Consider the following 21,848-nt stretch of genomic DNA (forward strand, 5'->3'; position numbering starts at 1 on the left):
GCGAAGACAACTTAAATTATGCTCCAGCTAATGGCATGCCAGCTTGGGAGACGTATAATTTTAAAGCCGCTACTAAAACAATGGAAGGATTTACTTTATTTACAGGAATTGAAAACATATTAGACACTCAGTACAGAAATTTTGCATCAGGAATTAATGCTGCAGGAAGAAATATTTATGGAGGAGCAAAATATAGTTTTTAAAACATTCAATATTCAAAACAAAATGCCAATTTTTAATATTTTCCACTTAGTAATTCCCCGCCAATTGCCGATTTAGCTTCGATGCCAAGTTTTTTCATCATTTCATAAGTGGTACAAACAGCTGCTGAAGTAACCGGAATACCACATTCAGCTTGAATTAAATCAATCGCTTCCAATGATGGCATTTGTACACAAGCTGAAGCAACTAAAACATCAACATCCGTTAAATCTAATTGCTTGTAAATTTCCAATAAATTCATTGGATTTTGCGCAGCTACTTCCAAATTATCTGGAATTTCTAAAGCAATACTTTGTTTTACTTTGATGCCTTGATTTTCGATATAATCCACCACCATATCGGTTAATGGGCGCATATAAGGTGTAATAATTGAAATTTGTTTCGCACCCAAAACCTTTAATCCATTAATTAAAGCACCCGCGGAAGTTACAATTGGCGTCGGGAAATCGTTAGCAATTGTTTCTTGATGTAAATTTACTTCTGAAACGCAATGATAACCGCGACCCATACTCATAATGGCAACCAAACAGGCATAACCCATAACATCTACGTGAGCATCGGACAATTCTTGCGCACATTTCAAACTCATCGCGTCCATGGCTTCCAATTCTTCTTTGGTTACTTTTTTCATACGCATTCTACTGCTGTGAAAGGTAAAGCGTTCTGGTAAAATGGTTTCACGTGAACGAAAAATGGCTGGTATTTCGGTTTCCATCGTTACGTTTGAGGATGGAACTATTTGTCCTATTCTGTATTTCATGTTTATTTGTTTATGTATTAGAGTTTAAAAGATATTAAATAATGAAAAAATTATTAACTCAGATGAACTATTTCAGTAATAAAATTTTATTTAGTTAGATTTTTTTTCCATTTTCATAAAACGTTACACATTCTCTATCCTTTCTGTAATATACATACTTCCCGTGTTTAACTCCTTCTTTGTATTCACAATATGATTTTATTTTACCATCTTTAGTAAAATATGTACTTTTTACTAATTTTCCGTTTTTTGAAAATACTTTATTATGTCTTAAGATTCCATTTCTATGATAATGATTTATAATTGCAACTGTAAATTTTTTTGTCTCTGGATTACTTTTTTCTTTATGATAAATAAATTCATAAAAGGGTTTTAAATGATTTGGCTTCTTGTGAAAGTAGATCTCAGATTCGAGATAACCTTCTTTATAATTTAATTTATGATTTAAGAATTTTTCATCTTTATAAAATTCAACAGCACCTGTAAACAATTCATTAGTCTCTTTAAGAATAATTAACCCATTTGATTGACAAATATCGTCAAAAGAATTTTTTAGAACATCTTGAGAAAAAATAATTTGTGATGTAAAAAGTAAAATATTAAAAAACTTTTTCATTAGAATATAATATGTTTAAATTTAAAAGATTGTGATACTGAAATAAATTCTACTGAATACTCTAGTTTATATTTCTCTTATCTTGTTTACAATTGTTCCAATGCCTTCCACAGTGGCTTCCACCAAATCTCCATTATGCAACCATTCTTGTGGGTTTCTTCCTGCGCCAACACCTGCTGGAGTTCCTGTTGCGATGATGTCGCCTGCTTCTATGGTAAACACGATGCTCAAATCTTCAATTAAATCATTGATATTGAAAAGCATAAATTTGGTATTCGAATTTTGTTTTTCCACACCATTTACTTTTAAAGATAAATTCAAGTTATGTGGGTTTTCTATTTCGTCTTTCGTAACTAAAAATGGACCCATTGGTGCAAAAGTATCTTGCCCTTTAGATACAATCCATTGGCCTTCTCTACGGCAATCACGAGCAGATATATCATTAATTACGGTGTAACCAAAAACATAATCCATTGCATCTTTTTTAGCTACATATTTTCCTTTTTTAGCAATCACAACAGCCAATTCACATTCCCAATCTAATTGTGAAGTTAATTTTGTGTTTTTTATTATTTCCGTATTTGTAGCCGTTACCGTTGTAGGTGGTTTGGAGAAAATAATTGGTTTTGTTGGTAATTTTCCAGTGGTATCTAAACCGCGTGCACTTTCTGCCACGTGTTCGGTGTAATTTAATCCAATTCCGATGATGTTTTTTCTTGGTTTTTCGATGGGTGCTAGAATTATAACTTCGCTCATTTCATAAGCGATTTCTTCGAAGAAATTTTCTGGTGTTTCCGAAATTAATTCGCTTATTTCAGCAATAATTTCAAAACCCATATCGATTAACTCCAACATATCGTTAGGTAATGGAAAATTAGATATGTCGCCAAAATCTTCCATGTCAATGACTTGATTGTTATGAATAAAGCCTAAACGTGACTCAGTGTCTTGTGTTTTGTAGGTAAGTAATTTCATGTTTTTGTTAAGTTTCAGAGTTGCTAAGTAGAAAAGTTTATTATTGATTTTTGATATTGTTATTATATTTGTTGATATCCATCATTCTCTTCTAAATCTCTTGATTGAAATAAACCTAAACTTTCAATTACTGGCAAATCGTTGAATTGAAAAAGACAAGCATCTTCAGTTTCGGATAAGTTATGATGTTCGTGCCAAGCCCAACTCGGAACACAGAAAATATCTCTTTCCTTCCAATCGAAACGTTGTCCGTTGATGATAGAAAATCCTTTTCCTTTCGCACATTGATATACAAACGAACCAGTATGCTTGTGTGCTTTTCCTTTGAAACCGGCTGGTAATAATTGCATCGCTGCCCCCATGGTTTGCATGACGTGACCGCCTGTTAAGGGATTAGAATATTGCATAAAAATTCCATCAAACGGATTAATTTCATTCACTTTTTGAGCTTCTAAAAGAGCTGGATATACGTTTTTCCAAGAATATTTGAATAAGGGTGAATAAGGTTTGTCCCAGATTTTATCAGCTGGAATTAATCCTGCACAACCGTACATTATTGGTGAATAATTTATTGGTTTTATTATTTCTTGTTTGCCATCATAAACCGCATAATCATTCGCTTCTAAAGCATTTACTAAAGGAATATCCAAACCATCTTGCCATATACAGGTTTTTCCGCCTTCTGCAACGCCATGTTCGTGCCAAGTGGAATTAGGTGTAATCACGAAATCATTGACTTCAAATGTAATTTTATTGCCATCTACAACGGTATAACCGCCTTCGCCTTCCATGATAAATCGCAATGCTGAAGCTTTGTGACGATGTGCCGAAGTGCTTTCGCCAGGTCTTGTAACTTGAATTCCAGTGTACAACCAACCTACGGCTGCCGAAACATCTTTACGTTTGTCGTTTACCAAATATACGACACGTCTTCCTGCTTGTTCGGGAGTAACTAATTCAGATGATTTTAAAACCAATTCGCGTAAATCATCATATTTCCAAAGCATGGGTACTGATGACGAACGCGGTTCCCATGGCTCAATATCATTAGCAACTGTCCATAAAGCGCCTGCACCTAATGTTTCCAATTCTTTATAATACGCTTCAAGTTCGGGAGTGTTTTGAACTCGTGCTCTTCCAATTTGATCGTCTGAATGTTTTGCTTCCATAATTTTAGTCTTAAAGTCTAATGTCTAAAGTCTAAAGAGTAATTGGTGACTTTTCTCTTTTGACTTTCAACTTTTGACTATTTTTTATTAAACTCGTCGTGATTGTCTATAAAAGTAATATTTCTTGTTGGCGCTGTGTTTACTCGTAAATCAAAAATATCAAATCGGTTATAATGCCCTAAAATATCGTGCATTTGTTTCGGTTGGATGCACTTTTCTAAGTCAATTTCAGCGTAAACAAGTCCTTCCTCATCAATTAGTGGTTGCCCGATGAGGGCGCCATTTGGTCCAATAAATCCAGAAAAAGCTGAACTTTTTCTATCTAATAATGCATCAACATTTGGCACATCAGCACGAAGCGCATCTTTTATTTCTAGAGAAATAGTGGAACACGAAACAATTGTAAATAATTTCCCTTCAAAAGAATGCGCTGCGGCACGAATTTTTATCGCTTCAGCCATATCATAATCTGGTGGCGCGACCGGAAGCGAAATGTAATTAGCAATATGAATCAATTCGCCTTGAGCGAGCAATGCAAATCGAGCCAACGTATTCGTGTTTTCACCACAAGCTAATGTTCCGATAGGTCCTATTTCGGTATCGTATACTTTTAATGACGAGCCATCTCCTGAAGTCCAAGTCAACTTTTCAGCCCATGTTGGCACTAACTTTCTGTGTTTACCGATGATAACGCCTTTGTTATCGATAATTAAATTGGTATTGTAAATTTCGCCAAAGCTTGAACCTCTTTCGTTGATGCCTATAACAACATGCATATCGTTTTCTTTAGCTGCCAAACACAATTTCTGAATTTCAGGTCCTGCAATATCTACTGAATTTTTATATAATTCTTCGTACCATTTACTACCTTGAACAGGCGTCATGATCCAATTCCAATAGGGATATCCAGAAATAAATACTTCTGGAAAAGCAATAAGTTTTGCTTGGTTTGAGGCCGCTTCTTTAATAAAAGAAATCGCTTTATCAACTGTTTTTTCAACATTAAGAAACACAGGTGAGGTTTGAACGGTTGCGGCTTTAAATTTTTTGAATTCCATAGTTATTTAATTACAAATTGAAAATTACGAATTACGAATTTACTTTGAAGTGAAATAATAATTTAATTTTTGAATCGCTTCTTCTTTCTTCCAATGAATCCCTTCAACAATTTCTTTTCCGTTTTCATCGATATAACCAAAAGCACCTGCAACATTTTTAATCATTGCGTATTTTTTTCCATCTTTTTGAATTTCAAAATTATAAATTCTAGAATAGATGGCTTGCACAATTTCTTTTCCGCTCTTATCTATAAAACCATAAGTATTAGCAACTGTTTTTACTAATGCCCAATCTTGATGATGAGCATCAATTTTATACACTTTTTTGTAATGTGAAGTTGAACTTTGAGCAAAACAGTTTATTGTCAAAAACAACACTAATGTAAATCCTATACTTTTCATAATTAGTAATTTAAAATTTAAAATTTAAAATATTTTTCTTCATTTCTTCTGAAAAAGGTTCAGATTTGATGCCGTTTCTTTCTGCGTTGAAAGCTACGTTTACCAAAGTAACTTCACCTTCTAAAACCAAACTATTACTTTCGTTTTCAAACTCAAATCCGCAAAGAATAGACGAGTTTTTCAACTCTTTTACCCAAAGTTTTTTAGTTAAGATTTCGCCCAAACGTGCAGCATTTTTGAATTGAATTTTTAAATCAACTGTTGGAATACCATTGGTTTCGTGCATTTTTGAAAAAGGTCGGTCTAAGGCTTCTTCAAACCAATCTTCAACTAAACCATTTAACATTTCTAAAAATCTCGGATAGAAAACAATTCCTGCATAATCTATATGTTGGAAACGAACTTTTTCTTGTTTTATAAATTGCATATTTCTGTTATTTTAAACACTAATTACAAAATTAGCACTAATTATTTTAACTTAAATCGTTGAATTTTACCAGTTTCTGTTTTTGGCAAACAATCCACAAAATGAATCACTCTTGGATATTTATAAGGTGCTGCCGAATTTTTAAACCAATTTTGAATCTGAATTTTTAAGGCTTCATCTGCCGTTTCTTGTTCTTTTAAAACAATATGCGCACAAACCAACATACCTCGTTCTTCATCGGGTAAACCCACAACGGCACATTCTAAAATATTTTCATGAGTTAAAAGTACGGATTCTACTTCAATTGCTGCAATATTATAACCCGAAGAAATAATCATATCATCGCCACGTGCGACAAAATGAAAATACCCTTCGTCATCTTGACGGAAAATATCGCCTGTTATATTCCAGCCGTTTTCAACGTATTCTCGTTGTTTTTCTTCTCGATTCAGATATTTACAACCTGTAATTCCTCGCACCGCTAATCTTCCAGTTTCATTTATTGGTAATTCGTTGCCCTGTTGGTCAATAATTTTAGCTTCGTAACCCGTTATGGCTTTTCCAGTTGCGCCTGGTTTCATGTTTTCTTCGTTGGACGAAATAAAAATATGTAACATTTCGGTAGCACCAATGCCATCAATAATTTTTAGTCCTGTCGCATTATACCAATCTTGCCAAACCTTCAAAGGCAAAGTTTCACCTGCAGAAACACATTTTCGTAAACTCGAAATATCGAAGTCTTGAATTTTTGTTGTAATAACTCGCCAAGCGGTTGGCGCAGTAAAACAAATTGTGATTTTATAATCTTGAATGGCTTTTAACAACACGTCTGGACTTGGTTTTTCGATTAAAAAGGTAGAAGCCCCAAAATACATGGGAAACAATACCAATCCACCTAAACCAAAAGTGAAACCAATGGGCGGACTTCCAATAAAAATGTCATTTGAAGTAGGTTGCAACGAATAATTTGGAAATGCTTCGCAAATATTTAAAATATCTTTATGATAATGTGCCGTCATTTTTGGCAAACCTGTGGTACCCGAAGTAAAGCCAATTAGTGCCACATCATCAGATTTTGAGGGATAATTGTCGAATGTTTTTGGTTTGGATGCCATTAACTTTTCTAAATCGGAATTTCTATAAAAACAGCTGTGTTTTAGAAAATCAGAAGTTACTAAATTCATTTCCTCGGCCAAATCGCTATCGCAAAAGGCGTGAGAAATTTCAGCACAATCAATAATGGTTGTTATTTCTTTAGCACGAAGTAATGGCATTGTGGCAACGACAATTCCGCCTGCTTTTAAAACCGCAAACCAACACGCGACCATCATTGGGTTATTCGCCGAACGCAATAACACGCGGTTGCCTGATTGTAAACTTAAATCTTCGACTAAAACATGTGCAATTTGATTGGCTTTTTCATACAAATCTTGATACGTCCAGGTTTCCTCAAAAGTTCGAATGCAAATAGCATTTCCTCTACCTTCTTTGATGTGATTGTCTAATAATTTGTCGACGCAATTCAATATATCAATTTCATATAAACCTTGAAAATAATTAGGTTGTAAATCGATACTTGGCAATAAGTTGTGTGCGAAATTATCTATGTACTGATTCATTTTGAAAATTCCAAATTTAAAAATTCCAAATTCCAAATTTTTAATTTATTGGAATTTGGCTTTTGTTTTTTTAATATTTATAATTTATTACTCTTCGGTTTCAACGCTTTTTTCATGCCTTCTGCTTGTTTTCTTTCGGCAGCTTTTAATGGATACAAATGTGAAATGCCCATTTTATAAGGATTTGGAATATCATTCGCTTGAAATTGTTCATACGCTTGTGCATTTCTTACAAAATTTGCATCCAATAATAAAGGCCTTCCAAGTGCCACTAAATCGGCTCTTCCGTTTAAAATAATCGTATTAATTTGATCTAAATCTTGAATATATCCAGCAGTTATTGTTGGAATATGAACCGTATTTCGTACCGCATCTGAGAAAGGCGTTTGCCACATTCTGCCGGTTTGTGGTTTTTGGTCAGCAACTGTATTTCCTGTGGAAACATTGATGATATCCGCACCCGCTTTTTTAAATGCTTCCGAAATTACCAAAACATCTTGTTCTGAAATTCCGTTTTCTGCCCAATCGGTTGCTGATATTCGAACAGAAATTGGCTTTTCAGAAGGGAAAACTTCACGAATAGCTGAAAAAACTTCTAACGGATATTTTAATCGATTTTCAACACTTCCACCAAATTCATCGGAACGAATATTGGTTAACGGTGACAAAAAAGAAGCTAATAAAAATCCGTGATGCGCTTGTAATTCAATCATGTCAAAACCTGCTTCGTTAGCATTTTTTGCGGCATGTACAAATTGATTTTTGACAAGTTGCATGTCTTCCAAAGTCATTTCTTTTGGACAAGCTGAATTTTTATTAAATGGAATGGCAGAAGCAGAAAGTAACTCCCATTTTTCAACCTGAAATTGTTCTTGCCAAGGCATTTTTGAAGAGCCTTTTCTTCCTGAATGTCCTAATTGCATTCCGATTTTGGTTTGGGTATATTGGTGAATAAAATCAGTAATTCGTTTCCACGCGTTAACTTGTTTTTCATTATAAATTCCGGCGCAGCCTTCAGTAATTCTTCCGGTTTCAGAAACGGCAGTCATTTCTGTTAATATTAATCCTAAACCGCCAAGAGCTCTTGAAGTATAATGTTGAAAATGCCAATCGTTTACTAGACCATTTTCAGCTAAATATTGACCCATTGGCGACATTACTATTCGGTTTTGTAACTCTAAATTTCTTATTTTGAATTTAGTAAAAGCTGGAGATGTTGAAACAAGTTCAGCATGACATTTGTCGTTAAATTCTTTCAAAACTTTATCTGTAAAAGTAGCATCTCTTAGGCGTAAATTCTCATACGTTACTTTTTTAGAACGAGTCATGCAACCAAAAGCAAATTGTTGAAATGAATGCTGCATGTGACGATCCATATTCTCAAACCAATCCAACGAAACGACGGCTGCATATTGAATCATTTCAACAGTATTCCTTCGGGTTTTATTATATTGTGCAAATGCTGCTTGTACATCGTTTTGATTGGCAATTACCGCATCTGATAATCCAATTGCGCTGTCCATGGCTAATTTTGTTCCTGAACCAATAGAATAATGGGCTGTAGCTTTGGCGTCACCTAATAAAACAATGTTGTTATAGTACCAATTTTGATTCGTAACATGAGGAAACTGACGCCAATGTGATTTATTTGAAATTAATGGGTGACCATCTAATTCTGCTGCGAAGATTTCGGCAATTTTTGCCATGGTATCATCTTCGTTAGTAACTTCAAAACCATGTTTTTGCCAGGTTTCGTCACTACATTCAAAAATCCAAGTACTCATTCCTTCTTCGTATTGATAGGAATGCGCCACGATGGTTCCGTGAGGCGTACTTCTGAAAAAATAAGTAAAAGCGTCCAACGGTTTTGTGGAACCCATCCAGACAAAACGGTTCTTTTTTAATTCTACTTTTGTTCCAAATTCTTTTTGATATTGTGTGCGAATAGCACTTCCAATTCCGTCTGTTGCCAGAATAATATCGGAATCTGCAAATTGAGATAAATCATCTACATTTTGTTCGAAATGCAAATTTACGCCTTCTTCCAAACAACGTTGTTGCAATAATTGCAGTAGCGTTTTTCTAGAACAACCGCAAAACCCATTTCCAGCAATATTAACGGATTCTACATCTCTAGCAATTATGATGTCATCCCAATAGGCAAATTTACTTCGAATTAATTCATACGATTGCATGTCGCGTTTTAAGAATTCGCCTAAGGTTTCATCTGAAAACACAACACCAAATCCAAAACTATCATCGGGCTTATTGCGTTCATAAATGTCGATTTGGCAATGCGGCATTGCTTTTTTGGTTAAAATCGAAAAGTAAAGTCCGCCAGGACCACCACCAATAACTGTTATTTTCATATTTTAATTGATAATAAAATTATCTTTTAATTGAGAATATTTCTCCTAATTTACTGTAATTTGAACCTGCTAAACGGGCAACAGGTTGGTATTTTTCTAAATCTATTTTATGATTTTCCAGCAAAATTGAGTCGTCAACATGCATCGTAATAATTTTTCCGATAATGATGCACGCGCCACCATTTTGATGGTTTTCGATAAAATAATGATGCACCATTTCACATTCAAATTGTACCAAACTTTCTTTTACTCGTTTTGGTTTAATGTAAATGGATTCTATTGGAGTTACGTTTGCCAATTCAAATTCGTTGATATTTGGCGCAACACTTTGAGAAGTAGTATTCATTTGCTCTACAACATCTTCAGTAACTAAATTGACTACAAATTGCTTATTTGCTAAAATATTATTTAATGTGTCTTTATTTTTATTACCCGTTCGAACCGTTGAAAACATAATGTGCGGCGGATCTTCACTCACTACATTAAAAAAGGAAAACGGCGCCAAATTATCAATTCCATTTTCATCAACAGTGGCTACCCAAGCGATAGGTCTTGGAATGACAGTTCCTGTCAATAATTTATATAAAGCCGAAGATTCGGTGTTTTGAATGTCGAATTGCATTTGAAGTTTATATTAGTATCTTCAAAAATAAGTTAAAAAAAACAAATTATTATATTTTTTTACGTTTAATGTTTAAAGATTTTCTAATGATTTCTATTTTATTTATTTTCAATAAATTAAAGTGAATAAAAATTTATAAAACAAAAAAAATCCCAATTTTCATTGGGATTATATATTTTAAATAAATTTTATTTTAATTTCTTTTTGATTTCAATTTCGTGGAAACTTTCAATAATATCTAATTCTTTAATATCATTGTATCCTTTAATTTGCATACCACAATCGTATCCTTTAGCCACTTCTTTTACATCGTCTTTGAAACGTTTTAAAGCCACTAATTCTCCTGTGAAAATTACAACACCCTCTCTAATTAATCGGATTCTGTTGTTACGAATTACTTTACCATCTGTAATCATACATCCAGCAATTGTACCAATTTTAGATACTTTAAACAATTCTCTAATTTCTGCAGTTCCAGTAATTTCTTCTTTTAATTCTGGAGAAAGCATGCCTTCCATTGCATCTTTTAAATCGTCGATAGCTGCGTAAATAATAGAATAATTACGGATATCAATTTCTTCTTTGTCTGCTAATGCTTTTGCATTTCCTGCTGGACGAACATTAAATCCGATAATAATTGCATCTGAAGCAGAAGCTAATAATACGTCTGATTCTGTAATCGCTCCAACTCCTTTATGAATGATGTTAATTTGAATTTCTTCTGTTGATAATTTAGAGAATGAATCAGATAGTGCTTCTACTGAACCATCCACGTCTCCTTTAAGGATAATGTTTAATTCCTTAAACTGACCTAAAGCAATACGACGTCCAATTTCTGAAAGTGTAATATGTTTTTGTGTACGAACAGATTGCTCACGAGCTAATTGTGCCCGTTTTGTTGCAATTTGTTTGGCTTCTCTTTCGTCTTCATAAACATTAAATTTATCTCCAGCAGTTGGCGCTCCGTCTAAACCTAATACAGATACTGGTGTTGAAGGCCCTGCAATTTTTACAGTATTTCCTCTTTCATCAAACATGGCACGAATTTTACCATGATTTTTACCAGCCAACATGTAGTCACCAATTTTTAAAGTTCCTGCTTGTACTAATATCGTAGAAACATAACCACGACCTTTGTCTAATTGTGCTTCTACAACCGTACCTTGTGCTGGTTTATTTGGGTTTGCTTTTAGTTCAAGAATTTCAGCTTCTAATAATACTTTTTCTAATAATTCTGGAATTCCTTGTCCGAATTTTGCTGAGATATCATGAGATTGGTATTTTCCACCCCAATCTTCAACAAGTAAATTCATACCTGCTAATTGTTCTTTAATTTTCTCAGGATTTGCATTTGGTTTATCCACTTTATTGATGGCAAAAATCATTGGAACACCAGCTGCTTGTGCATGAGAAATTGCTTCTTTTGTTTGTGGCATGATGTCGTCGTCGGCAGCAACTACAATAATTGCAATATCGGTAACTTGAGCACCACGAGCACGCATAGCTGTAAAGGCTTCGTGACCAGGTGTGTCTAAGAAAGCGATTTTTTGACCACCATCTAAAGTTACTCCGTAAGCGCCAATATGTTGAGTAATTCCACCAGATTCTCCAGCAATAACATTTGCTTTACGAACATAATCTAATAACGATGTTTTACCATGATCGACGTGACCCATAACAGTTACAATTGGTGCTCTGAATTCTAATTCTTCTTCAGTATCCTCAATAATTACTGCGTTTTCTTCAATATCTGTAGTGATAAATTGCATTTCGTAACCAAATTCATCTGCAACAATAGTTAATGTTTCAGCATCTAAACGTTGGTTCATGGTAACCATTATTCCTAACGACATACATGTTCCGATTACTTTTGTAATTGGCACATCCATCATAGTTGCAATTTCACCAACCGTAACAAATTCTGTTACTTTCAGGATTTTGCTTTCTAAATCTTGTTGCGCTAAATCGTCATCAGTACGTTGACGGTGCGTATCTCTTTTATCTCTTCTATATTTTGCAGCTTTAGATTTATTACCTTTTCCTTGTAATCTTTCTAAAGTTTCTTTAATTTGATTTTTTACTTCTTCTTCCGTTGGCTCAACTTTTACAATTGGTGTTGATTTGTTAAAACCTGGTTTTTTGAACCCGCCTCCGCCTTGTCCGCCTTGGTAAGGTCTTTTTACGAATCCGCCTTGAGTGGTTCCGCCTGTACCACCTGTGTTAGGCGTTGCTGGTTTAACGATTCTTTTTCGTTTATTTGCTGCTGAACCTGGAGCGCCTGCTGCACCTGGGGTTCCTGGCTTAGGTGAGGAAGCACCTGGAGTTCCTGGTTTTTTAAATTCTTCTTTCTTTTTCTTAGGTTTATTAAATTGAGCTAAATCAATTGTTTGACCCGTGAAAGTTGCACCTGAAAGTTTGGTGTATTGTGTATCTAGTCTTACTTCAATTGGTGTGCCATCAGGATTGAATTCTTGTGGTTGTACTGAAGGTTCTTCTGATTTTACTTTTGTTTTTTCAATAGATTTTTTACTAGTTTCAGCAAGTTTGTCTGAAGTTTTTTCTGCAACAACTGTTTTTTCAACTTTTGAATCCTTATTATCTTTAGCCCCAACAGGTTTATCTGTTTTGATTGTTTCTTGTTTTTTTGGATTCAAATCAATTTTTCCTAGAGAAACTGGAGCAGTCACTACTGTTTTGGCTTTTATTATTTCTTGTTTTTGTCTTTCTTCTTCTGCAATACGTTTCACTTCGAGTTCTTTTTCGATTTCACGTTTTAATGCTTCTTTTTCTTTTTTCTTTTCTTCGCCCACTTCTTTAGAAGCTACTTTATTCCCCTTATCGGCCGAAAAAATATTGCATAAGACGTCGAATTCCAATTGAGAAACTTTTGCATTGGGACTGTGCTCAATGGTATGACCCTTTTCTTTTAAGGTGTCAACAGCTCTATCAAGTGAAATGTTGAATTCTTTTAAAACTTTACTTATTCGTATTACTCTTTCTTCAGACATATATGTTTTTTGCTTAATTTTCTGTGTAGTTGTGATGCTAAATTAATTGTAGATTAGCTATCTAATTCTTGTTTTAGGATATTGATAACATCTAAAATGGTTTCTTCTTCTAAATCTGTTCTTCTTACTAAATCTGCAACATCTTTATCGATAATACTTCTAGCGGTATCTAAACCAATTTTTTCAAATTCTTCAATAATCCATTCTTCAATTTCATCACTAAACTCTCTTAATTCTACATCATCTTCTTCTTGGACAATTCCTTCACGAATTACATCTAATTCGTAACCAGTTAATTGACTAGCCAATTTAATGTTTTGTCCGTTTCTACCAATGGCTTTTGAAACTTCTTCAATTTTTAAGAAAACTTCTGCTTTTTTATTTTCTTCATCAATTTTTACAGTAGAAACTTTTGCTGGGCTTAAAGCTCTTGTAATGTATAATTGTATGTTTTGCGTATAATTAATTACATCGATATTTTCGTTTCCTAATTCGCGAACAATTCCGTGAATACGAGATCCTTTCATTCCCACACAAGCACCAACTGGGTCAATTCTATCATCATAAGAATCTACGGCAACTTTTGCTTTTTCGCCAGGAATTCTAACAACTTTTTTTATGGTAATTAATCCATCAAAAACTTCAGGAATTTCTTGTTCGAATAATTTTTCTAAGAAAGTTGGAGCCGTTCTTGACATTATGATTTGAGGCTTATTTCCTTTAAGCTCTACGCTTTCGATAATACCTCTTACATTTTCTCCTTTTTTAAAGAAATCGTTTGGAATTTGTTTTTCTTTTGGTAAGATAATTTCGTTTCCATCATCATCCATTAAAACCACCATTTTTGGTCGTACATGGTGTACTTCGGCGGTATAAATTTCACCAATTAAATCTTTGAATTGTTTGTAAAGATTGGTGTTGTCATGTTCATGAATTTTAGAAATCAAATTTTGGCGTAATGCTAAAATAGCCCTTCTACCTAGATCGATTAATTTTACTTCTTCAGATACTTCTTCTCCAATTTCAAAATCAGGTTCGATTTTTCTAGCTTCTGTCAATGTGATTTCTTCGTTCTCAAGATCTAAATCTTCATCAGCTACAACTACACGGTTTCTCCAAATTTCCATATCACCTTTATCTGGATTTATGATAATATCGAAATTGTCATCTGAACCATATTTCTTTTTCAACGCATTTCTAAACACGTCTTCCAAAATTGCCATTAAGGTAACTCTGTCGATTAGTTTGTCGTCTTTAAATTCTGAAAATGAATCTATTAATGCAATATTCTCCATGGTATGCTTTATTTTTAAAATGATATTATTACTACTGCTTCTTTTATATCTGTGTAAGGAATTGTGATTGTTTTTTGAACGGTTACTTTCCCTTTACCAATTTCTTTTGGTTCTCTTGCGCTCCAAGATAACGAAACGTTTTCTGCATCTGCATCAGATAATGTGGCCTCAAAATCACCTTGAGAGATGGTTTTAACTTTTAAAGTTCTGCCAATATTTTTTTTATATTGTCTAACTAATTTTAATGGTGTTGAGACACCTGCTGAAGCAACCTCTATAGAAAACTCTACTTCTTCTGCTTCTAATCCGCTATCCAAAAACTTATTTACGTTGATACAATCTTGTAAATTTACCCCAAAATCACCATCTAAAACAATGGAAATTTTATTTGATTCTGAAAAATCTAAATCAATCAGAAAGAGATGTGTATTCTCTTCTAAGGCTTTGTCAAGCAAATTTTTTACTTTTTCTTTAAATGTCATCTTTATAAAAAGAGGCACGCAATGCGTGCCTCATTATTTTGTTAATTACTAAATAACTTCGCAAATATACAACATTTATTTTTAAATGTCCAAATATTTCATTTTTCAAAAAAAGTTAAACAATTCAAAAAAAAATTGTAACTTTATACTATAAAATAACAATAATTAAATTTAAACAAATGAAAACAATTGTAGTACCTACCGATTTTTCAAAACATGCCGAAAATGCTTTAAAAGTTGCCGCACAAATTGCCAAAAAAAATAATGGCGAAATAATATTATTACACATGTTGGAATTATCAACTTCAGGTAATGATGCAGTACATACCTCGCATGAAATTCCTGAATTAATGTTTTTTAAAAATGCGGCTGTTGCCAAATTAGAAGAACTAGAGAATGCAAATTTTTTAAATGGTATTAAAGTTTCTAGCATCGTTCAGTTTAATATGGCTTTTGAAGGAATTATGGAAAACGCAAAAAAGCATCATGCTGATATCGTAGTAATGGGTTCGCATGGCGCTAGCGGGTTTCAAGAGATGTTTGTGGGTTCCAATGCTGAAAAAGTGGTGAGAAATTCAGAAATTCCTGTACTAGTAATTAAAAAAGAAGATGCAGATTTTAAAGTTGACACACTAACCTTCGCTTCTAATTTTTCAAGTGAAATTAAGAGCCCTTTTGAAAAAGTTATTGATTTTGCTAAATATTTCGGAGCTCATATTAATTTATTATACGTAAATACCCCAAATAATTTTAGCACAACCAGAGCTGCTGAAGAAAAAGTAAGAAGCTTTATTGAAGAATTTCACTGTTCTGATTATTCTACCCACATTTACAACGACATTAATGTAGAAAAAGGAATTTTACATTTTGCAAAAGACTCTAATTCAGATGTAATTGCAGTGTGTACTCACGGAAGAAAAGGAATCTCTCACTTTTTAAACGGAAGCATTTCTGAGGATTTAGTAAATCATGCAAAAAGACCGGTTATTGCTTTTAAAATATAAGAGATTTCTAAAAAAATAAAAATAAAAAAATCCCGATTTTTCCATCGGGATTTTTTGTTGGCTCACAAGGACTCGAACCTTGAATGACTGCACCAAAAACAGTAGTGTTACCATTACACCATGAGCCAATTATTCTGCAATTGCGAGTGCAAATGTAGTATATATTTTATTCTCTGCAAATATTTTTTTAATAATTTTAAAGAAAAAATTAATTGGTAATCTCTCCAATAAATAGTTTCTTTGTAATCTAAATTAATTTAGTAAAAATATGATTTCATTTAACTACAGCAGATGGAATACCTACTTAGGTTGGTTTGCTTTTATAGTTGCATTAGTTACCTATACATTAACCGTAGAACCAACAATGAGTTTTTGGGATTGTGGTGAATATATTGCCACAGCTGCCAAATTAGAAGTAGGACATCCGCCAGGAGCGCCATTATATCAAATGATAGGTGCGTTTTTTGCGATGTTTGCCTCAAATGACAGTCAAATTGCTTTATTAGTAAATATGGTATCTGTATTTTCAAGTGCTTTTACTATATTATTTATGTTTTGGTCAGCATCTAAAATTATACGAAAAATAGTTATTGCTACTTCTAAATGGAATAATGATAATTCAAAACTTACTTTAGGTGCTTCGCTTATTGCTGCCTTATCATATACGTTTACAGATAGTTTTTGGTTTAATGCTGTAGAAGCTGAAGTATATTCAATGGCTTCTTTGTTTATTGCCTTATTATTTTGGTTGGGTCTAAAATGGGAAGAAGAACTGGAAACAGAAAGAGGAAATAAATGGGTAATTTTAATTTCATTAGTAATTGGACTCTCTTTTGGGGTGCACTTTTTGGCATTATTAACCTTGCCATCTATTGGAATGTTATATTTTTTCAAAACTCAAAAGACCATTACAGTTAAAAACTTTATTATTGCCAATGTACTGATATTGGCGATTTTGATGTTTATTTTTAAATTTTTATTACCTTACACTTTATCGTTTTTTGCGAAAACAGAAATTTTTGCAGTAAATTCAATGGGATTACCTTTTAATTCCGGAACTATTATTGCTTTTTTGTTAATTGTAGCTGGTTTTTATTTTGGTTTAGCTTACACTAAGAAAAAAGAATTTGTAAGATTAAATACTTTATTATTAAGTGTGTTATTTATTTTAATTGGATTTTCAACTTGGATTATGTTGCCTGTTAGAGCTAATTCAAACATTAACATAAACGAGAACAAACCTAGTGATGCTGCCGAAGTTTTAGCCTATTACAACCGTGAGCAATATGGTGAAACTAAATTATTTTATGGTCCACAGTTTTCAAATTCATATGCAGGCGCTGATGAGGAAAATCCGTATTCTGATGATAAACCAAATTACGAAAGAGACGAGAAAAGTGGAAAATATATCATTACAAATAATTATAAAAACGCCAATCATAATCCAAACTCTAAACACAATGCGTTTTTACCAAGACTTTGGAGCGAAGAACACGCCAAAAATTATATGACCTTTACCAAACCGCTTGAATTCAGCGTAAATCATGAGGCTTTTTATGATGAAGAAACTGGCGAAACGGATGAAGATAAATTAGGACAATTTACCGAAATTGTTTCTGATTTTAGAAGTCAATTTGCATCAAAAAAAATAGGATTAGACGAATACGAGGAATTTTTAAAAAATTATGGTGACTATTTAAACATTGAAAAACCATCGTTTTCAGACAACATGAAGTTTATGTTTGAATACCAATTTGGATACATGTATTTCAGATATTTAATGTGGAATTTCGTTGGAAAACAAAATGATTTACAAGGAAATTATGAAAGCTTAGAAGGAAATTGGCTAAGCGGAATCAGTTTTATTGACAACTTACATTTAGATAATCAAAGCGAATTAACTACCGATATGAAAAACAATAAAGGAAGAAATACGTATTTCTTTTTACCTTTAATTTTAGCCATTATCGGAATGGTTTATCATGCGCAAAAGGAATGGAAATCATTTTATGTTTTACTGCTATTATTTTTATTCACTGGTTTAGTTTTAAAAATTTACTTAAACGAAAGACCTTTCGAACCTAGAGAAAGAGATTACGCTTTAGTAGGTTCTTTTTATATTTTTGCGATGTGGATTGGTGTAGGAATTTATGCCATTTATCAATATATTTTAAAATATGTATCGCCAAAAGTAGCACTTCCAGCCGTATTAGCAACCACTTTATTAGCTTCACCAGTACTTTTGGCAACCGAAAACTGGGATGACCATGATAGAAGCAATAAATACACCGCTGTAGCGATGGCAAAAGCCTATTTAGATTCCTGCGAACCTAATGCTATTTTATTTACAATTGGCGATAATGACACTTTTCCAATGTGGTATTTACAAGAAATTGAAGGCTACCGTACGGATGTTAGAATTGTAAACACAAGTTTGTTAGCAACTGATTGGTATATTGATGAGATGAAAGTAAAATCGAATAAATCAGCTGCGTTGCCTATTTCGTTTACACATGATCAATATGTAGGCGATAAAAGAAATTACTGTTTATTTAATGAAAGAACAACAGATACCTTAGATTTAGGTTTAACTTTAGATTTCTTAAAAGACGATCGTTCTAAAAAAGAAATGAAAAATGGTCAATTTGTTCACTTTTATCCAAGTGAGCATTTAAAAATTAAAATTGATAAGCAAAACATTATCAAAAATAAAGTTGTAGATAAAAAATATTACAATTTTATTGTCCCACAAATTGATTTAAAATTAAAAGGTGGTGCGATTTATAAAAACCGAATTTTGATGTTAGATATTTTTAATGCCAACAACTGGAAACGACCTATTTATTTCTCTCCAGGAAGTTTTGGTGCAGATGATTATATTTGGATGAAAGAATACCTACAATTAGACGGTATGGTATATAAATTAGTGCCTATAAGAACCAAATTAAAAGAAGGAAACTCCTACGATATGGGTTATATTGACACTGAAAAATCCTTTAAAATCATCAACCAATGGACATGGGGTAATGCTGGAAGTGATAAAATTTATCACGACCCAGAAACACGTAAAAATGCATTATCATACAGAAACAATCTTTCGCGTTTAATGGAAGCGTTAATCGAGGAAAAGAAATTTGATAAAGCAGAAAAAGTAATTGAAATTGCCATGAAAAACATGCCAATTGATTACTTTGAGTATTACACAACGGTGGAACCATTTGCAGAAGGATATTATAAAATTGGCAAAAAAGATTCAGCTAGAAAAATATTAAATCAACTGATTAAAAAATACCAAGAGAAAATAACGTTTTTTAATTCGCAATCCGAGAAACAGAAAGCATTTTATCGAATGGAAATTTATAGAGAAATTGAAATTTATCGTTCGCTATTATTATTAGCTCAGGAAAATGGAGATGTAGCGTTTTATAATTCCCAACGAATAAAATTCAACAACTTCAATAACATGATGGGCGAATATAAAAGAGAAATTGAATAAACAAATACATGAGCCATTCCTTTGAGTGGCTTTTTTAATATGATAAAAGTTCCTAAAATAATACAATTTCTTTTTTTTAATCAGGTTTGGAAAATTCCGAATACCAATAATACTATTTATTTAACTTTTGATGACGGACCAACTCATGAAATCACGGAAAAAGTTTTAGAAATTTTAGAGAAATGTCAAATCAAAGCCACCTTTTTTTGCATTGGTGACAACGTAAGAAAACATCCAGAAATAGTTCAGAAAATTATTTCTAAACATCATTCTGTAGGAAATCATACGTATAGTCATTTAAAGGGTTGGAAAACTCCTACAAAAGCATACATAAGTAATACAGAAGCTTGTAGAATTAAACTAAATTCACAATTTACCATTCAAAATTCAAAGATTTTCAGACCGCCTTATGGGAAAATTACACCTTGGCAATCCTACAAATTAAGAAAATTAGGTTATAAAATAATTATGTGGGATGTATTAAGTAAAGATTATGACGCAAGTATTCCAGCAGAAATGTGTTATGAAAATGTAATAAAAAATGTTTCTTCTGGAAGTATTATTGTTTTTCATGACAGTAATAAGGCAAAAGATAACTTGCTCAATAGTTTAGAAAAAACCATTGAAACATTAAAAAGTAAAGGATTTAATTTTGAAAAAATCGCCTAAGCTTGTTCTTGAATAAGAGAAATCAAAGTATTGGCATCAAATTCACCACTTTGTCTCCAAACCATTTGACCGTCTTTGTAAATCATAAAAGTTGGCAGGCCTTTAATACGAAGTGCTTCTGCTAATTCTTTATTTTTATCTACATCAATTTTAATCACTTTTGCTTTATCGCCTAAGGCAGCAGCAACGTGACGAATTGTTTCATTCATAACGATGGATTGTTCGTGCCATTCCGTAAAAAAATCAATTAATACTGGCACTTGTGCATCTATAAGTTCTCCAAATTTCGACATGGACCGAATTGTTTATTAAACAAATGTATATATTTTTTTAATATATCAAACAAAATTGCGGATTTTTTAAGCAATTACGCCTCTTTTTTGGTTTTTTTTAACTCAATTACCGTAATTTCAGGCATAATTCCCACTCTACCAGGATAGGCATGAAAGCCAAATCCTCTGTTTACGTAAATGTATCTGCCTGCATTTTCATACAATCCTGCCCATTGTTTATAAACATATTGAACAGGACTCCATTTGAACCAACCTGGAATTTCAATTCCAAATTGCATCCCGTGTGTATGACCTGATAATGTTAAATGATAATGTATGCTGTGATTTTTTATTTCATTTTCCCAATGACTTGGATCGTGACTCATCAAAATTTTAAAATCTTCTGGTTTAACATTTGATGTTGCCTTTTTTAAATCGCCTTTTTTGCCAAAATGTACACCCCAATTTTCAACACCAACTAATACAATTTCACTAGTACCTTTTTGAATTTTCACATTCTCATTAAGTAACAAAGTAAAATCTATTTTTTTGTGAATATTTTTTACATCTTCGAAATTTTGAATTTCTTCTTTTTCCGAATCCCAATCGAAATATTTTCCATAATCATGATTCCCTAAAATGGAAAATTTACCGAATTTTGGGTGGTACAATCCTTTAAACGTAGCAATCCAAGGATCCATTTCTTTGGCGTGTGTGTTTACAATATCACCCGTAAAAAGTAATAAATCAGAGTTTTGTTGGTTAATTAAATCTACAGCATATTTTATTTTATCGGTATCTTCATCAAAACTGCCGCTATGAATATCTGAAATTTGAGTAATCGTCATCCCATCAAATTCTTCAGGTAAATCATCGAAAAAAAGTTGTTGCCGCACTACTTTAAAATTGTACTTGCCAATAGTCATTCCGTAAAGTAAAGAAGCAAAAGGAATAGTTGCAATTCCTAAGGCAATCTGACTCACAAATCGTCTTCTTGGACTAAAAAATTGTTCCCTATTTTCATCCACAAAGCTCATAATCGTAGCTTCAACCAAACGTGAAACATCTTCAATAAATAAAATTAAAAAAATTAAAATTTTAGGAACATAAATTAGTAAAGCCATACCAATTACAAATAAACTAGTTTTATTTTGGCCCTTACCTCTATCAAAATTAATGAAAGAATATACTATAAAAAGCATCAAAACGATGGAAATGATTAAGTAAATCATTAAAACCCATTTGTTTTTGGTAATCGTTTTAATTGCTTGGAACGAATAAAATTCAACAATTAATAATATAAGAAGTGGTATTAAACCTTTCATGTTTTTTTATTTTTTACAAATGTATTAAAGGTTTATATTTGTAGAAACTAAAAGCTTG

At 32.7% G+C, this 21,848-nt stretch carries 19 protein-coding genes and 1 tRNA gene; 4 read left to right on the top strand and 16 right to left on the bottom strand.

What is annotated here, in order from left to right:
- A partial coding sequence (locus ACIQ2I_RS01725; RefSeq protein WP_396180711.1) for a hypothetical protein occupies positions 1-203 on the top strand: 203 nt, incomplete at its 5' end.
- A gap of 32 nt (positions 204-235) precedes the next feature.
- Here the strand turns inward: ACIQ2I_RS01725 and ACIQ2I_RS01730 are convergent.
- The 13 genes from ACIQ2I_RS01730 to rimP form a co-directional block, all read right to left on the bottom strand.
- A complete protein-coding gene (locus tag ACIQ2I_RS01730; RefSeq protein WP_396180712.1) occupies positions 236-982 on the bottom strand; it encodes an Asp/Glu racemase in 747 nt (248 codons plus the stop codon).
- A gap of 94 nt (positions 983-1,076) precedes the next feature.
- Positions 1,077-1,598 carry a hypothetical protein gene (locus ACIQ2I_RS01735; protein ID WP_396180713.1) on the bottom strand — a complete coding sequence of 174 codons (522 nt, stop codon included), beginning with the start codon at positions 1,596-1,598 and terminating at the stop codon, positions 1,077-1,079.
- Between the two features lie 66 nt (positions 1,599-1,664).
- On the bottom strand, positions 1,665-2,573 hold the full coding sequence (locus tag ACIQ2I_RS01740) for a fumarylacetoacetate hydrolase family protein (protein ID WP_396180714.1): 909 nt from the start codon (positions 2,571-2,573) through the stop codon (positions 1,665-1,667).
- A gap of 62 nt (positions 2,574-2,635) precedes the next feature.
- Complete coding sequence (locus tag ACIQ2I_RS01745) at positions 2,636-3,742, bottom strand: cupin domain-containing protein (RefSeq protein WP_396180715.1); 1,107 nt, start codon at positions 3,740-3,742, stop codon at positions 2,636-2,638.
- Between the two features lie 77 nt (positions 3,743-3,819).
- Complete coding sequence (locus tag ACIQ2I_RS01750; RefSeq protein WP_396180716.1) at positions 3,820-4,800, bottom strand: carbon-nitrogen hydrolase family protein; 981 nt, start codon at positions 4,798-4,800, stop codon at positions 3,820-3,822.
- Positions 4,801-4,839: 39 nt separating this feature from the next.
- Complete coding sequence (locus ACIQ2I_RS01755; protein ID WP_396180717.1) at positions 4,840-5,202, bottom strand: WG repeat-containing protein; 363 nt, start codon at positions 5,200-5,202, stop codon at positions 4,840-4,842.
- A 10-nt stretch (positions 5,203-5,212) separates the two neighbouring features.
- Entirely contained in the window at positions 5,213-5,629 is a 417-nt protein-coding gene (locus tag ACIQ2I_RS01760) for an acyl-CoA thioesterase (RefSeq protein WP_396180718.1), read from the bottom strand.
- A gap of 41 nt (positions 5,630-5,670) precedes the next feature.
- Positions 5,671-7,248: an AMP-binding protein gene (locus tag ACIQ2I_RS01765; protein ID WP_396180719.1), complete on the bottom strand. Its 1,578-nt coding sequence runs from the start codon at positions 7,246-7,248 to the stop codon at positions 5,671-5,673.
- Positions 7,249-7,325: 77 nt separating this feature from the next.
- Entirely contained in the window at positions 7,326-9,617 is a 2,292-nt protein-coding gene (locus ACIQ2I_RS01770; protein WP_396180720.1) for a bifunctional salicylyl-CoA 5-hydroxylase/oxidoreductase, read from the bottom strand.
- 19 nt (positions 9,618-9,636) lie between these two features.
- The gene (locus ACIQ2I_RS01775) at positions 9,637-10,239 is read right to left on the bottom strand and encodes a flavin reductase family protein (RefSeq protein WP_396180721.1); all 603 of its coding nucleotides are present in this window, start codon (positions 10,237-10,239) and stop codon (positions 9,637-9,639) included.
- 188 nt (positions 10,240-10,427) lie between these two features.
- Positions 10,428-13,247, bottom strand: coding sequence for a translation initiation factor IF-2 (gene infB, locus ACIQ2I_RS01780; protein ID WP_396180722.1), 2,820 nt, complete (start codon positions 13,245-13,247; stop codon positions 10,428-10,430).
- A 53-nt stretch (positions 13,248-13,300) separates the two neighbouring features.
- Positions 13,301-14,542 (bottom strand): transcription termination factor NusA, encoded by a 1,242-nt coding sequence (gene nusA, locus ACIQ2I_RS01785; protein ID WP_396180723.1) that lies wholly within the window; start codon positions 14,540-14,542, stop codon positions 13,301-13,303.
- Between the two features lie 14 nt (positions 14,543-14,556).
- Complete coding sequence (rimP, locus tag ACIQ2I_RS01790; RefSeq protein WP_396180724.1) at positions 14,557-15,024, bottom strand: ribosome assembly cofactor RimP; 468 nt, start codon at positions 15,022-15,024, stop codon at positions 14,557-14,559.
- 179 nt (positions 15,025-15,203) lie between these two features.
- Here rimP and ACIQ2I_RS01795 point away from each other — a divergent pair, with 179 nt between their 5' ends.
- Positions 15,204-16,028: a universal stress protein gene (locus tag ACIQ2I_RS01795; protein WP_396180725.1), complete on the top strand. Its 825-nt coding sequence runs from the start codon at positions 15,204-15,206 to the stop codon at positions 16,026-16,028.
- Between the two features lie 57 nt (positions 16,029-16,085).
- On the opposite strand, the gene ACIQ2I_RS01800 is transcribed toward ACIQ2I_RS01795, so the two are convergent.
- Positions 16,086-16,156 (bottom strand) — tRNA-Gln (locus ACIQ2I_RS01800).
- A 140-nt stretch (positions 16,157-16,296) separates the two neighbouring features.
- On the opposite strand from ACIQ2I_RS01800, the gene ACIQ2I_RS01805 reads away from it, so the two are divergent.
- Both ACIQ2I_RS01805 and ACIQ2I_RS01810 read left to right on the top strand, forming a co-directional pair.
- Positions 16,297-19,524: a DUF2723 domain-containing protein gene (locus ACIQ2I_RS01805; RefSeq protein ID WP_396180726.1), complete on the top strand. Its 3,228-nt coding sequence runs from the start codon at positions 16,297-16,299 to the stop codon at positions 19,522-19,524.
- Between the two features lie 39 nt (positions 19,525-19,563).
- Positions 19,564-20,193, top strand: a complete 630-nt coding sequence (locus ACIQ2I_RS01810; protein ID WP_396180727.1) for a polysaccharide deacetylase family protein — start codon at positions 19,564-19,566, stop codon at positions 20,191-20,193.
- Here the strand turns inward: ACIQ2I_RS01810 and ACIQ2I_RS01815 are convergent.
- Together ACIQ2I_RS01815 and ACIQ2I_RS01820 are read right to left on the bottom strand one after the other, a co-directional pair.
- On the bottom strand, positions 20,190-20,486 hold the full coding sequence (locus tag ACIQ2I_RS01815; protein WP_396180728.1) for a thioredoxin family protein: 297 nt from the start codon (positions 20,484-20,486) through the stop codon (positions 20,190-20,192). The genes ACIQ2I_RS01810 and ACIQ2I_RS01815 overlap by 4 nt on opposite strands.
- A gap of 74 nt (positions 20,487-20,560) precedes the next feature.
- A complete protein-coding gene (locus ACIQ2I_RS01820; RefSeq protein WP_396180729.1) occupies positions 20,561-21,790 on the bottom strand; it encodes a metallophosphoesterase in 1,230 nt (409 codons plus the stop codon).
- Positions 21,791-21,848 lie beyond the last annotated feature (58 nt).

This window comes from Flavobacterium sp. (assembly GCF_044368995.1).
GTDB lineage: Bacteria > Bacteroidota > Bacteroidia > Flavobacteriales > Flavobacteriaceae > Flavobacterium.